The organism is Streptomyces sp. (assembly GCF_035563135.1).
In the GTDB taxonomy this organism is placed as follows: Bacteria; Actinomycetota; Actinomycetes; order Streptomycetales; family Streptomycetaceae; genus Streptomyces.
Genome location: NZ_DATMVN010000103.1, coordinates 1 through 14,253 on the forward strand (window position 1 = coordinate 1; position 14,253 = coordinate 14,253).

A 14,253-nucleotide genomic window follows, 5' to 3' on the forward strand; every position below is an offset into this window, starting at 1 on the left:
CCCTGTCAAGGTGGAGGCCGCGGGTTCAAATCCCGTCAGGACCGCTGCAGCCCGTATGAGCTGCGTGGCTGGGTAGCTCAGTTGGTACGAGCGATCGCCTGAAAAGCGATAGGTCGCCGGTTCGATCCCGGCCCCAGCCACCACCCGAAAGGCCCCGTCCCCCGGACGGGGCCTTTCGTCGTACCGCGCCCCCTCCGCCGTCATGCTGCCGCCTGCGCGGCCCGTCCGAGCAGCACCACGTCGGCCGGAACCGTCAGCGCCGCCCCGGCGGAGCCTCCCGGGAGCGGTGTGACACGGCCCGGACGAAATACGTTCGCCAGTCCTCGCGCCCGGGTGAGATCCTGGGGTCCGTATGTCTACTTCCTTCGCCGATCTCCAGTCCCAGCTCGGGCAGCTCTCGCTCCGCGACGCACACCGGCTCGGCCGGCGGCTCGAGGGCGCCCGCCGCATCCGTAAGCCCGAGGCCCGTCAGTCCGTGCTGGACGAGATCGCGGCCGAGGCCGGGAAGGCAGCCGAGCGGCTCGCAGGGCGCGCCGCGCGGATGCCCGCCCTGTCGTACCCGGAGCAGTTGCCGGTCAGCCAGAAGAAGGACGAGATCCTGGAGGCGATACGCGACCACCAGGTCGTGATCGTCGCGGGCGAGACCGGCTCGGGCAAGACCACCCAGATCCCCAAGATCTGCATGGAGCTGGGGCGCGGTGTCCAGGGCATGATCGGTCACACCCAGCCCCGCCGGATCGCGGCGCGCACGGTCGCCGAGCGGATCGCGGACGAGCTGAAGACCCCGCTCGGCGAGGCCGTCGGCTGGAAGGTGCGCTTCACCGACCAGGTGAATCCCGACGCGACCTTCGTGAAGCTGATGACGGACGGCATCCTGCTGGCCGAGATCCAGACGGACCGCGAGCTCCTCGCCTACGACACGATCATCATCGACGAGGCGCACGAGCGGTCGCTGAACATCGACTTCCTGCTGGGCTATCTGGCCCGGCTGCTGCCCAGGCGCCCCGATCTGAAGATCGTCATCACCTCGGCGACCATCGACCCGGAGCGCTTCGCCGAGCACTTCGGCCAGGCGCCGATCGTCGAGGTCAGCGGACGTACGTATCCGGTCGAGGTGCGCTACCGCCCCCTCCTGGAGGACGACAGCGAGGACTCCGACCGCGACCAGATCACCGCGATCTGCGACGCCGTCGACGAGCTGGACCACGAGGCCCCGGGTGACGTCCTGGTCTTCCTCTCCGGGGAGCGGGAGATCCGCGACACGGCGGACGCGCTGAACAAACGCAACCTCAGGCACACCGAGGTGCTCCCCCTCTACGCGCGCCTCTCGCACGCCGAGCAGCACCGGGTGTTCCAGCGTCACACCGGACGCCGCATCGTCCTCGCCACGAACGTCGCGGAGACCTCGCTGACCGTCCCCGGCATCAAGTACGTCATCGACCCGGGCAACGCCCGCATCTCCCGCTACAGCCACCGCACCAAGGTCCAGCGGCTGCCGATCGAGCGGATCTCCCAGGCCAGCGCCAACCAGCGCAAGGGCCGCTGCGGGCGTACGTCGGACGGCATCTGCATCCGGCTGTACTCCGAGGACGACTTCCTCACGCGTCCTGAGTTCACCGATCCCGAGATCCTGCGGACCAACCTGGCCTCCGTGATCCTCCAGATGACCGCGGCCGGCCTCGGCGACATCGAGAAGTTCCCCTTCATCGACCCGCCGGACCACCGCAACATCCGCGACGGCATCCAGCTGCTCCAGGAACTGGGCGCGCTCGACCCGGCGGAGAAGGACCCGAAGAAGCGCCTCACGCCGCTCGGCCGCAAGCTCTCCCAGCTGCCCGTCGACCCGCGGCTGGCCCGCATGGTCATCGAGGCCGAGAAGAACGGCTGCGCCCGCGAGGTCATGGTCATCGCTGCGGCGCTCTCCATCCAGGACCCGCGCGAGCGCCCCTCCGAGAAGCAGACCCAGGCCGATCAGCACCACGCCCGCTTCAAGGACGAGACGTCCGACTTCCTGGCGTTCCTGAATCTGTGGCGCTACATCCGGGAGCAGCAGAAGGAGCGCGGCTCCTCCAGCTTCCGCCGGATGTGCAAGCAGGAGTACCTGAACTTCCTGCGGATCCGCGAGTGGCAGGACATCTACGCCCAGCTGCGGACGGTCGCCAAGCAGATGGGCATCGAGACCGACGAACAGGACGCGCCGGAGCAGTCGGTGCACACCTCGCTGCTGGCGGGGCTGCTGTCGCACATCGGGCTGAAGGACACCGAGAAGAACGAGTACGTGGGCGCCCGGAACGCCAAGTTCGCGATCTTCCCCGGTTCCGCGCTGTTCAAGAAGCAGCCGCGTTTCGTGATGTCGGCCGAGCTGGTGGAGACGTCCCGGCTGTGGGCGCGGGTCAACGCGAAGGTCGAGCCGGAGTGGATCGAGCCACTCGCCCAGCACCTGCTGAAGCGCACCTACAGCGAGCCGCACTGGGAGAAGGACCAGGCCGCGGTGATGGCGTACGAGCGGGTCACGCTCTACGGGGTGCCCATCGTCGCCCAGCGCAAGATCAATTTCGGCCGTATCGACCAGGAGGCGTCGCGCGATCTGTTCATCCGCAACGCCCTGGTCGAGGGTGACTGGCGTACACACCACCAGTTCTTCCATGACAACCGCAAGCTGCTGGGTGAAGTGGAGGAGCTGGAGCACCGCGCGCGGCGCCGCGACATCCTCGTGGACGACGAGACGCTCTTCGACTTCTACGACCGGCGGATCCCGGAACACATCGTTTCCGGGGCGCACTTCGACTCCTGGTGGAAGCACAAGCGCCGTGACGAGCCGGACGCGCTGGACTTCGAGCGCTCGATGCTCATCAACGAGAAGGCCGGGGCCGTCACCAAGGACGACTACCCGGACTCCTGGCGGCAGGGGAAGCTCAAATTCCGGGTGACCTACCAGTTCGAACCGGGGGCGGACGCCGACGGTGTGACGGTCCACATCCCGCTCCAGGTGCTCAACCAGGTCACCTCCGAGGGCTTCGACTGGCAGATTCCGGGCCTGCGCGAAGAGGTGGTCACCGAGCTGATCCGCTCGCTGCCCAAGCCGATCCGCCGGCACTACGTCCCCGCCCCGGACTACGCGACGAAGTTCCTGGACCGTGCCGTCCCCCTGCAGGAGCCCCTGCCGCTCACGCTCGCCCGTGAACTCCAGCGCATGGTCGGCGTCCCCGTGACGGCGGACGACTTCGACCTGTCCCGGGTGCCGGACCACCTGAAGATCACCTTCCGGATCACCGACGAGCGGCGCCGCGAGGTCGCCGAGGACAAGGACCTGGAGGCGCTGAAGATCCAGCTGCGCCCCAAGGCCCGCCAGGCCCTCTCCAAGGCCGCCGCGGCCACCGCGGGGCCCTCCGGCGAGTCCATCGAGCGTTCGGGGCTCACCGACTGGACGATCGGCACGCTGGACCGCGTCTTCGAGACCCGCCGGGCGGGTCAGCCCGTGAAGGCCTACCCCGCGCTCGTCGACCAGGGCGGGAGTGTGGCCGTACGGCTCTTCGACACGGAGGCCGAGCAGCAGCAGGCGATGTGGCGCGGCACCCGGAAGCTGATCCTGCTGAACATCCCGGTGCACCCGGCCAAGTTCGCCTCGGACAAGCTCACCAACCAGCAGAAGCTGGCGCTGTCCCGCAATCCGCACGGTTCCGTCCAGGCGCTCTTCGAGGACTGCGCGACGGCGGCGGCCGACCGGCTGATCGCCGCGCACGGCGGCCCCGCGTGGGACGAGGCGTCGTTCCGGAAGCTGTACGACAAGGTGCGCGCGGACCTCGTGGACCTCACCGTCCGCACGATCGGCCAGGTGCAGCAGATCCTGGCCGCCTGGCAGGCCTGCGAGCGCCGGCTGAAGTCGACGAACAGCCTGGTGCTGATCAACAACGTCACGGACGTACGGGACCACCTGGCCCGCCTCGTGCCGCCCGGGTTCGTCACCGCGACCGGGCTGCGCAGGCTGCCCGACCTGATGCGCTACCTGGTCGCCGAGGACCGCCGGCTTCAGCAGATGCCGACGAACGTCCAGCGCGACACCACGCGCATGGAGAAGGTCCACGAGATGCAGGACGAGTACGCCTGGCTGCTCGAACAGCTGCCCAAGGGGCGGCCCGTGCCCCAGGAGGTCCTGGACATCCGCTGGATGATCGAGGAGCTGCGGGTGAGCTATTTCGCGCATGCCCTGGGCACCGCCCAGCCCGTCTCGGACAAGCGGATCGTGAAGGCGATCGACGCGGCCGCCCCGTGAACCGGCCCTCCGCGGAGGGGTGACGGAGCCCGTACGCTGAGTGAGTTCGACCTGGCCCACGGTCCACGTGTACAGTCTGTCTTCGCAGCAGGCCGCAAGGCAGGCAGCGAAAACCTGGTCCTGTGGAGCAGTTTGGAGTGCTCGCCACCCTGTCAAGGTGGAGGCCGCGGGTTCAAATCCCGTCAGGACCGCAGTAGACGGAAGCCCGGATCCCCTGGATCCGGGCTTCCGTGCGTCTTGACGCCGGCGCCCGCCGCGGGTAACTCCGTAGGACGGAGTCCACCCCCTGCTTTTCCCGACGCGGGGTGGCCGGGTCCACCGGGAGGCCGCACGCATGCCCGCGCCCACGGAACGGCACGAGATCCGCGCACTGCTGCGCGCCCACCTGGCGGCCGCCTCCGCCTACCGCCACCTCACCCGGCACTGTCCGGTCTGCCACCGGCTCCTGCGGCTCGCCATGGAGCCCCTGACGGCTCCGCGGGCGCCGTACGCACTCCAGAGGCCCGGCAACGCATCCGAGCGGCCGTCAGCCCCGGAGAACCCCGCCGGGGGCCCCAGGAGGGGCGCCGGGGCGGCTCCCCCGTCCGGGCCCGGACCCGACGACGACGGGGACGAGGAGAAGGGCGCGAGCGGGAACGGTGCGGACCGCCCCCGGCACCTCCCCGAAGACCGCTCCGGTGACGAGGGTTCTTCTGCGACATGACCATCCGCCGCGGCCGGCCGTCCCCGCACGACGGCGGGCTCGTGGCCGGCAGGGCCGCATCGGTGTGACGGGAGTCACTCAATCAGTTTTGTGCGCGGGGTACTTTACGCACTTCCTACAACTGATGAATTTAATATGTGCAATTGCACTGCTGTCGAAGTACATCCCGGACCGTTCCACACGAGCTGCCCCACGACGCCCGGGACCCGGGCGAACAGCACCGAACAGGCCCGCCCACAGTCGCACGCGCCTTCTCCGCAAACCGACCCGTCGGCAGGTTCGGGCAGCCCCGCGGACCGTTCGGGCACAAAAAAATCGCGCTGGACCCGGCGGAGTCCAGCGCGATCGAACGACGCACCCACATGTCACAGGTGTGGTGCCCGTTGGGGCGGGCACCCGTCGTGTGGAGCTATGAGTGGGGACACCGGGGGTTGGGGGACCCGTCGGCGCCCTGTTGTGCCTGCGGCGACAGGGGTGTGTCAGGCCTCGCTGCGCTGCTGCGGGATACCCGCCAGCAGTGCGCGGACCTCTGCCTCGCGGTACCGGCGATGCCCACCGAGCGTGCGGATGGACGTGAGCTTGCCAGCCTTTGCCCAACGGGTGACCGTCTTCGGGTCCACGCGGAACATCGTGGCGACCTCAGCCGGGGTCAGCAGCGGCTCGGCATCAGGGGTGCGAGCGGTCATGAGCGGCCTCCTCGGGAGAACCGAACCATCTCGGTTCTTTCCTCTAAATTCTGCACCTTGACCCGCGTTGCCCGAAATGGCGGACGCGGGCCGAGTCGGTTATAGGACGAACGGCTTGTCTTCGGCACTACAACTACACCATCCGTCCAGCCACGTCGGCCAAACCGATGGAATTGCCCTCCCAGGTGTTCATCAGCGACGGAAGCCGATGGACCATGCCATAGCGGACAGTCACGCCTCAGTGACGATCAGTCACAGGACAACCAGGAGCCGCCAGAAGTCAACAGAACCCCCATAGCGTGCAATGCTGAGCATTCCGCCCATAGTTGGACGGACAGAGTCCTCCCCGGACTCCTTGTCCTATTTTGGCATGAGGAGTAGGGAAGGGCGCAAGGGCCCCGTTAGTGCTGTCCGTCACGCTTGAGGCAAAGGCCCGGTTCAGGACGTAGGTCCCGGCCCTCGTGGACGATTCCCCTGCCCCACTTGTCACACGCGTCACACTCGACGCGGGTTCACGGGCCGTCAGTTTCTCTCAGGGCATCTCCGTTCACCTCCGCCGGGCTCTCTCGGCGCCCGTGGATGTCGGACACCTCACAGGATGTCTCTTCCCTGCGGATAGCACCTCTATGCGGCATTGCGTTCCTGTTCACACCGCTTCGGGCTAGTTGGAGGATTGTAGGTCACGCACCGCACGCCAGCGGTCGGCGAGACGGCCGTACGCGGCACCCGCCGCGTCGCCGTCCCCGGAGCGCAGCGCCGCGAGGCCCTCGGCCACATCCGCGGCCGACCGGTCCGCGGTGAGCTGCTCGGCACTCAGCGCGTGGACCAGGCCGCCGTAGTCCAGCTCGACCATGGCCCGTGGATGGAACTCCTCCAGCCAGCGCCCCACTTCCACGAGCCCTTCGGTCAGCGGGCCCTCGTCGACGGTCTCCCGCAGCGTCCGCAGCGCCCGCGCCAGCCGGCGCCGTGCCTGCACCATCGGGGTCCGGTAACGCAGCAACCGGCCCCCCTCCACGCCGGCGGCACCGGCGGTCACGCATTCCCGCTCCTCGTCGTCGAACAGGACGAACCAGCGCACCGGCACGTGCCACACCGTGGTCCGGATCCACGGACGGGCATCCGGATTCCGCTCGGCCCACCGCTCGTGGTCCGCCGCCGCCTGCCCCCGCACCACCGGGGGCAGCATCGCGTCCAGCACTGTGGCCGGAAACAGACCCCCCAGTTCGCTCAGGGCCAGCCAGCCCCGCATCCGGGTCCGCCACGGACAGACACAGATCGCCCCGTCGACCACCGCGACGAAGGCATCCCCGCTCTCGTGCACCGGTACCGCCACCGGCGGGGTGGGGACCAGGCCGGCCAGCGAGCGGCGCAGTTCGTCCTGGGCGGTGGGGAGGTCGGAGCGCCTGGCGTAACGCGTCCAGTGCCCCCGTTCGGGTTCGCCGAAGGCGGCGAGCGGCTCGTACACCCGCAGGTAGGACGCGTAAGGGACGAGCACCGAAGACACCACCGACATGCGGCGAATCGTGTCACGCCGGTACTCCACCGGGGGAAGATCCCGGTCAGGAGACCAGCTCCACGCGTCCCGAGGACTTACGCTCTTGCCCAGTCGGACCGGCCGGCACCGGCCGGTCCGGGACCCTCCCCACCTTCAGGAGGGTCTTTCCGCCGCTTCGTACTTGGGAGTCACCACCGTGACCGATGTGACCGGCGTACCTGTGGATGTGCTGCGCACCCTGTTCCGTTCGGACCAGGGTGGCCACGAGCAAGTCGTCATCTGCCAGGACCGTGCCAGCGGCCTCAAGGCCGTCATCGCCCTCCACTCCACCGCCCTGGGCCCGGCCCTCGGCGGGACCCGCTTCTATCCGTACGCCTCCGAGGAGGAGGCCGTCGCGGACGCGCTGAACCTGTCGCGCGGGATGTCGTACAAGAACGCCATGGCCGGCCTCGGCCACGGCGGCGGCAAGGCCGTCATCATCGGCGATCCGGACCGCATCAAGTCCGAGGAACTGCTGCTGGCCTACGGGCGGTTCGTCGCCTCGCTCGGCGGGCGCTATGTGACCGCCTGTGATGTCGGCACCTACGTCGCCGACATGGACGTCGTCGCCCGCGAGTGCCGCTGGACCACCGGCCGTTCCCCCGAGAACGGCGGCGCGGGCGACTCCTCCGTCCTCACCGCCTTCGGCGTCTTCCAGGGCATGCGGGCCTCCGCGCAGCACCTGTGGGGCGACCCCACGCTGCGCGGCCGCAGGGTCGGTGTCGCCGGCGTGGGCAAGGTCGGCCGCCACCTCGTCGAGCACCTGCTGAGCGACGGCGCCGAGGTCGTGGTGACGGACGTGCGCGAGGAGTCCGTACGCCGGATCACCGATCTGCACCCCGAGGTCTCCGTCGCCGTGGACACGGACGCCCTCATCCGTACCGAGGGGCTCGACATCTACGCCCCGTGCGCGCTCGGCGGCGCGCTGAACGACGACAGCGTTCCCGTGCTCACCGCGAAGGTGGTCTGCGGCGCGGCCAACAACCAGCTCGCGCACCCGGGCATCGAGAAGGACCTTGCCGACCGATCGGTTCTGTACGCACCGGACTACGTGGTGAACGCCGGTGGCGTGATCCAGGTCGCCGACGAGCTCCACGGTTTCGACTTCGACCGGTGCAAGGCGAAGGCCACGAAGATCTTCGACACCACGCTGGCCATATTCGCGCGTGCGAAGGCGGATGGCATCCCGCCGGCTGCGGCGGCCGACCGGATCGCCGAGCAGCGGATGGCGGACGCCCGTCGTCACTGACACGTCACCCCGGAGCCGGGTCCGCGCCACCGGGCCATGAGCAGTACCCGGTGGGGCGGGCCCCGCACACGGGCGGTGGGACGGTCGGCGGGCCGAGGGGAGACAAGACTCACGCCGGTCGGCGGGTCGGCCGTCCACAAGAGGTTAAAATCGGGGCTGACCAGCGAGGACGGGGTCCTCCACGGTCCTGCACCGAGGCGCGTGATGCGGGCGGCGTACCGTAGGGCCGAGGAAGCAGGTACGGTTAAAGCCACGGGCGCGGTCTCTCTGCCGGGAGTCCGTCCTGAAACATGAACGCGTGTCAAGACTCTGGGGCCGTCGAGCCCCGTCACCGAGGGGGTCGAGCCATGGGGCGCGGCCGGGCAAAGGCCAAGCAGACCAAGGTCGCCCGCCAGCTGAAGTACAGCAGCGGCGGGACTGACCTGTCGCGTCTGGCCAATGAGCTGGGCGCATCGCCTTCGAGTCAACCACCGAACGCCGAGCCGTTCGAGGATGACGACGAGGAAGATGACCCGTACGCACAGTACGCGGATCTGTACAACGACGACGAGGACGCGGACGAGGACGGCCAGTCCGGTCCGTCGTCACAGCGCCGCGGCGCTTGACCTCGCGCTGACACATCAACCCGGTCCGGGCCTGCCCGGACCGGGTTCTGTGCTGTTCCGGTGCGGTGGGGCGGGCAGTCCCCGCGTCCGGCCCGCCGGGCGGCGGCGCCCGTCGCGCCGGTCCGGTGGTGTGCCGGACCGGCGGTCATGGCGTCCTACCGTGCGTAACTTCCGGTCAGCTCGGCGCCCGTGGCGTGGTCGCCGCGCTCGGTGATCTCGCCGGCCACCCAGGAATCGACGCCCCGGTCCGCCAGCGTCGTCAGAGCCGCGTCCACCGAGTCGGCCGGGACGACCGCGATCATGCCGACGCCCATGTTGAGCGTCTTCTCCAGTTCCAGCTGCTCGACCTGACCGGTCGTGCCGACCAGGTCGAAGACGGCGCCGGGCGTCCAGGTGGAGCGGTCGACCGTGGCGTGCAGCCCGTCCGGGATCACCCGGGCCAGGTTGTTGGCCAGACCACCGCCGGTGACGTGGCTGAAGCCGTGCACCTCGGTCGTGCGGGTCAGTGCCAGGCAGTCCAGGGAGTAGATCCTGGTGGGCTCCAGGAGCTCCTCGCCGAGCGTCCTTCCGAACTCCTCGACCTGGCGGTCCAGTGCCCAGTCGGCCCGGTCGAAGAACACGTGGCGCACGAGCGAGTACCCGTTGGAGTGAAGACCGGACGACGCCATGGCGATCACCGCGTCACCCTTACGGATGCGGTCCGGGCCCAGCAGCCGGTCGGCCTCGACCACGCCCGTACCGGCGCCCGCGACGTCGAAGTCGTCGGGTCCCAGCAGGCCGGGGTGCTCGGCCGTCTCGCCGCCGACCAGTGCGCAGCCCGCGAGGACACAGCCCTCGGCGATGCCCTTCACGATGGCCGCGACACGCTCGGGGTGCACCTTGCCGACACAGATGTAGTCGGTCATGAAGAGCGGCTCCGCGCCGCAGACGACCAGGTCGTCGACGACCATGCCGACGAGGTCGTGCCCGATGGTGTCGTACACGCCCATCCGGCGGGCCAGATCGACCTTCGTGCCGACACCGTCGGTGGCGGAGGCGAGCAGCGGGCGCTCGTAACGCAGAAACGCCGAGGCGTCGAAGAGGCCGGCGAACCCGCCGAGGCCGCCGAGGCCGGCGACCTCGGGGCGCTGCGTCTTCTTCACCCACTCCTTCATCAGCTCGACGGCGCGGTCACCGGCTTCGATGTCGACGCCCGCCGCAGCGTAGGAAGCACCTGTTGTCTCAGACATTGCCCGGGATCTTTCGTGTGGGAATACGGGGCTGGTGGGGAAGCAGCCGGCCGGTCCGGGTCACGGACGACGCAGCGCGTCGGCCGCCGCGGTCGCGGCGGGGCCGGCCGCCAGCTCGGTCTCCAGCAGCTGCTTGCCGAGCAGCTCCGGGTCCGGAAGCTCCATCGGGTATTCGCCGTCGAAGCAGGCACGGCACAGATTCGGCTTGGCGATCGTCGTCGCCTCGACCATCGCGTCGAGCGAGATGTAAGCGAGGGAATCGGCACCCATGGAGGTGCCGATCTCGTCGACGGACATGCCGTTGGCGATCAGCTCGGCGCGCGTCGCGAAGTCGATGCCGAAGAAGCAGGGCCACTTCACGGGCGGGGAGGAGATCCGGATGTGGATCTCGGCGGCACCCGCCTCGCGCAGCATCCTCACCAGGGCACGCTGGGTGTTGCCGCGGACGATCGAGTCGTCGACGACCACCAGGCGCTTGCCCTTGATGACTTCCTTGAGCGGATTGAGCTTGAGCCGGATGCCCAGCTGACGGATGGTCTGTGAAGGCTGGATGAAGGTCCGGCCGACATAGGCGTTCTTGACCAGGCCGGCTCCGAACGGAATTCCGCTCGCCTCGGCGTAACCGATGGCCGCGGGCGTTCCCGATTCCGGCGTCGCTATGACCAGGTCCGCCTCGACGGGGGCCTCGGCCGCCAGTTTCCGGCCCATCTCCACCCGGGAGAGGTAGACGTTCCGCCCGGCGATGTCGGTGTCGGGACGCGCCAGGTAGACGTACTCGAAGACACAGCCCTTGGGCTTCGCTTCTGCGAAGCGAGAGGTGCGCAGGCCGTTCTCGTCGATGGCGACGAGCTCTCCCGGCTCGATCTCACGGACGTAGCTGGCACCGCAGATGTCGAGGGCGGCGGACTCGGAGGCCACCACCCAGCCGCGCTCCAGCCGGCCGAGGACCAGGGGGCGGATGCCCTGCGGGTCGCGGGCGGCGTAGAGGGTGTGCTCATCCATGAAGACGAGCGAGAAGGCGCCCTTGACCTCGGGGAGCACCTTCGCGGCGGCCTCCTCGACGGTGAGCGGCTTGTCGTCGTCGTCTCTCTGGCCGGCGAGCAGCGCGGTCACCAGATCGGTGTCGTTGGTCGCTGCGACCTGGGTGGCACGGCCGTCCTTCCGGGGAAGGTCGGCGACCATCCCGGCGAGCTGGGCCGTGTTGACCAGGTTGCCGTTATGGCCCAGGGCGATCGAGCCGTGCGCGGTGGCACGGAACGTCGGCTGCGCGTTCTCCCACACCGAGGCACCGGTGGTGGAGTAGCGGGCATGACCGACCGCGATATGGCCCTGGAGCGATCCCAGAGACGTTTCGTCGAAGACCTGCGAGACCAGTCCCATGTCCTTGAAGACCAGGATCTGAGACCCGTTGCTCACTGCGATGCCCGCGGACTCCTGTCCACGGTGCTGCAGGGCATACAGTCCGAAATAGGTGAGCTTGGCGACCTCTTCGCCCGGAGCCCAGACACCGAAGACGCCGCAAGCGTCCTGGGGGCCTTTCTCTCCGGGGAGCAGGTCGTGGTTGAGTCGTCCATCACCACGAGGCACGCCACCGAGTGTAGGCGAGATCGACCACCGGTCCGAATTGGACGGCCGCCCGGAACAGGCCGTGAACGCGGCGGCGGGGGGTCGACCACAGGCGCCGCTGCCGGAGTCGGACGGTCACCGCGGGTGAGCGTGACGGTGTCCCCGCCCCGGTCCCGGAGGGCCCCGGAAGGGCCGGGGCCCGCTCCGGACGGCGGTTACCGGTGAGTCGGACGCGTCGGCCGCTCCGCGCCGGGAGCGCCCCCGCCGCGGCCCTCGGTGAACCTAAGAGCCGGGGGAACAGGCGGTGGCCGGACGCTCGTTTCGTGGTGAGCCTCACACCGCGATGCCGCGGACGACAATCTGTGAACACCTCCGAAACCGCCCACGGTGGCCCGTTCCGGGCCCGGCCGCCGGGGAGTGCGGAGGGCGGCGGACGGTTCCGCCCGCACGGGCGGACAGCCTGTCCGCAGTTCGAGACCACCGTTGACAGGCTCATGGCCTGTTGGCAGGCTCCCTCCTCATGCAGCCCCTCGGTGACCGTTCGGTCACGCTCGTGGAGCGCCGCCACGTCGATCTGGGACGTGTCGCGAGCGCCATCTGTCGCTGCGTCTGAGCCTGCCGCACCCCGGAGCTCCCCTCCTGCACCGCTTTCGTCCCGAACTCCGGCTTGCGCGCACGCATTTCCCCTCTTCCCCCTTTTGCCCCCTCGTGTCGAGGTACGCCCTTCCGTGCGCGCTTCCCGACGTGCCTTCTCCCGACGCGCCTTCCGAGGGGGCGCCGCACTCGCCCCCCTTCGGGCCCCGTCCACCGGCCGGGGCCCGAGGCCCTCCCAGGAGACCTCATGACCTCTCGTGATCCGCAGGAAAGTCCGGTTCGACGTCCCGGCCCACCACTGAGCCGACGTGCCTTCACCACCGCCGTGGGCGCGACCGCCGCCACCGCCGCCGCCGGGATACAGACCGCCGCCCCGGCGGCCGCCTCCGGGGCGGCCGCCGACGACACGACGCGGGAGCGGCCGTTCCGCGCCGCCCGGGGCAAGCACTCACGCCGCCCCAACATCCTCTTCATCCTCGGCGACGACCTCGGCTGGGCGGACCTCTCCTCGTACGGGGCTCCGCACATCCGCACCCCCCACCTGGACGGACTCGGACGCCAGGGCGTGCGGTTCACGGACTCCTACTCCGGATCCGCCACCTGCTCGCCCACCCGGTTCAGCCTCTACACGGGGCGCTATCCGGGGCGTACGAAGGGCGGACTCGCGGAACCCATCGCCGACAGGACGGCCGGGCTCGACCCCACCCACCCGACGCTGGCCTCCCTGCTGCGCGGTGTCGGTTACTCGACCGCGCTGATCGGCAAGTGGCACTGCGGATACCTGCCGGACCACAGCCCGACCAGGTCGGGCTACGACGAGTTCTTCGGCAACTTCGGCGGGGCCCTGGAGTACTACTCCAAGCTCGGCCTGGGCGGCGAGTACGACCTGTACGAGGGCGATGCCGAGTACAAGGACCTGCGTTACTACACCCGGATCCTCACGGAGCGCGCGAGCGAGTACGTGCAGCGTGACCACGCCAAGCCGTGGCTGCTCAATCTGAACTTCACGACCCCGCACTGGCCGTGGATCGCCGACGGCGACACGGAGGCGAGTGCCGGGATCGTCCGCCGGATCAAGGCGGGCGACGGACGCGCCCTCCGGAACGCCGACGGCGGTTCGGTCGAGAAGTACACGGAGATGGTCGAGGATCTGGACCGCTCGGTCGGTGAGGTGCTGAAGGCGCTGAAGCGGTCGGGTCAGGAGGAGGACACCCTGGTCTTCTTCGCCAGCGACAACGGCGGTGAGCGGTTCTCCTACAACTGGCCGCTGTCCGGCAACAAGGGTTCCCTCCAGGAGGGCGGCATCCGCATCCCCTCGGTGCTGCGCTGGCCCGCGCGCATCGACGGTCACCAGGTCAGCGGGCTCCCGGTGTTCTCCCCCGACTGGACGGCGACCCTGCTGGAGATCGGCGGGGCGCGGCCGGACCCCGCTCACCCGCTGGACGGTGTCAGCCTCGCGGGACATCTGCTGCGGGGCGAGGCGCCGAAGGAACGCGACCTGTTCTGGCGGGTGCGCGGCGAGCGGGCGCTGCGGCGCGGGGACTGGAAGTACTACCGCGGGAAGGGCGGGACCGACCAGCTGTTCAACCTGGCCGAGGACCAGCGTGAGCAGGCCGACCGCGCGGCGGCCGAACCGGAACGGCTGGCCGGGATGCGGGCGGCCTGGGAGCGGACGGACTCCGGCCTGCTCCCGTATCCGCCGGGTTCCTGAGGCACCTCGTCGTCCGGAGCGGACGAGCCCCGGCCGGTCGGCCCTCGGCCGCCGGGGCGGAGGAGCCCCGGCCGGTCAGCCCTCGGCCGCCGGGGCGGACGCT

General features: G+C 69.6%; 10 protein-coding genes and 2 tRNA genes. 8 read left to right on the top strand and 4 right to left on the bottom strand.

What is annotated here, in order from left to right:
* Nucleotides 1-66: 66 nt before the first annotated feature.
* The 4 genes from VN520_RS04535 (at nt 67) to VN520_RS04550 (ending at nt 4,976) form a co-directional block, all read left to right on the top strand.
* Nucleotides 67-143, top strand: a tRNA-Phe gene (locus VN520_RS04535).
* A 209-nt stretch (nt 144-352) separates the two neighbouring features.
* Nucleotides 353-4,273 carry an ATP-dependent RNA helicase HrpA gene (gene hrpA / locus VN520_RS04540; protein WP_325745533.1) on the top strand — a complete coding sequence of 1,307 codons (3,921 nt, stop codon included), beginning with the start codon at nt 353-355 and terminating at the stop codon, nt 4,271-4,273.
* 116 nt (nt 4,274-4,389) lie between these two features.
* Nucleotides 4,390-4,464: transfer RNA gene (locus tag VN520_RS04545), tRNA-Asp, on the top strand.
* A 143-nt stretch (nt 4,465-4,607) separates the two neighbouring features.
* On the top strand, nt 4,608-4,976 hold the full coding sequence (locus VN520_RS04550) for a DUF6274 family protein (RefSeq protein ID WP_325745534.1): 369 nt from the start codon (nt 4,608-4,610) through the stop codon (nt 4,974-4,976).
* A gap of 479 nt (nt 4,977-5,455) precedes the next feature.
* Here VN520_RS04550 and bldC read toward each other — a convergent pair whose 3' ends face one another.
* Entirely contained in the window at nt 5,456-5,662 is a 207-nt protein-coding gene (bldC, locus tag VN520_RS04555; RefSeq protein WP_003949541.1) for a developmental transcriptional regulator BldC, read from the bottom strand.
* 661 nt (nt 5,663-6,323) lie between these two features.
* On the bottom strand, nt 6,324-7,175 hold the full coding sequence (locus tag VN520_RS04560) for a hypothetical protein (RefSeq protein WP_325745535.1): 852 nt from the start codon (nt 7,173-7,175) through the stop codon (nt 6,324-6,326).
* A 178-nt stretch (nt 7,176-7,353) separates the two neighbouring features.
* On the opposite strand from VN520_RS04560, the gene VN520_RS04565 reads away from it, so the two are divergent.
* Together VN520_RS04565 and VN520_RS04570 are read left to right on the top strand one after the other, a co-directional pair.
* Nucleotides 7,354-8,445, top strand: a complete 1,092-nt coding sequence (locus tag VN520_RS04565; RefSeq protein ID WP_325745536.1) for a Leu/Phe/Val dehydrogenase — start codon at nt 7,354-7,356, stop codon at nt 8,443-8,445.
* A gap of 347 nt (nt 8,446-8,792) precedes the next feature.
* Nucleotides 8,793-9,050 carry a DUF3073 domain-containing protein gene (locus VN520_RS04570; RefSeq protein WP_031097368.1) on the top strand — a complete coding sequence of 86 codons (258 nt, stop codon included), beginning with the start codon at nt 8,793-8,795 and terminating at the stop codon, nt 9,048-9,050.
* A gap of 155 nt (nt 9,051-9,205) precedes the next feature.
* Here the strand turns inward: VN520_RS04570 and purM are convergent, their stop codons facing one another.
* Together purM and purF are read right to left on the bottom strand one after the other, a co-directional pair.
* Nucleotides 9,206-10,279: a phosphoribosylformylglycinamidine cyclo-ligase gene (purM, locus tag VN520_RS04575; RefSeq protein WP_325745537.1), complete on the bottom strand. Its 1,074-nt coding sequence runs from the start codon at nt 10,277-10,279 to the stop codon at nt 9,206-9,208.
* Between the two features lie 60 nt (nt 10,280-10,339).
* Nucleotides 10,340-11,866: an amidophosphoribosyltransferase gene (gene purF / locus VN520_RS04580; RefSeq protein WP_325745538.1), complete on the bottom strand. Its 1,527-nt coding sequence runs from the start codon at nt 11,864-11,866 to the stop codon at nt 10,340-10,342.
* Nucleotides 11,867-12,365: 499 nt separating this feature from the next.
* Here purF and VN520_RS39555 point away from each other — a divergent pair, with 499 nt between their 5' ends.
* Nucleotides 12,366-12,458 carry a putative leader peptide gene (locus tag VN520_RS39555; protein ID WP_362270235.1) on the top strand — a complete coding sequence of 31 codons (93 nt, stop codon included), beginning with the start codon at nt 12,366-12,368 and terminating at the stop codon, nt 12,456-12,458.
* A gap of 228 nt (nt 12,459-12,686) precedes the next feature.
* Nucleotides 12,687-14,150 (top strand): sulfatase-like hydrolase/transferase, encoded by a 1,464-nt coding sequence (locus VN520_RS04585; protein WP_325745539.1) that lies wholly within the window; start codon nt 12,687-12,689, stop codon nt 14,148-14,150.
* The last annotated feature ends 103 nt before the right edge of the window (nt 14,151-14,253 follow it).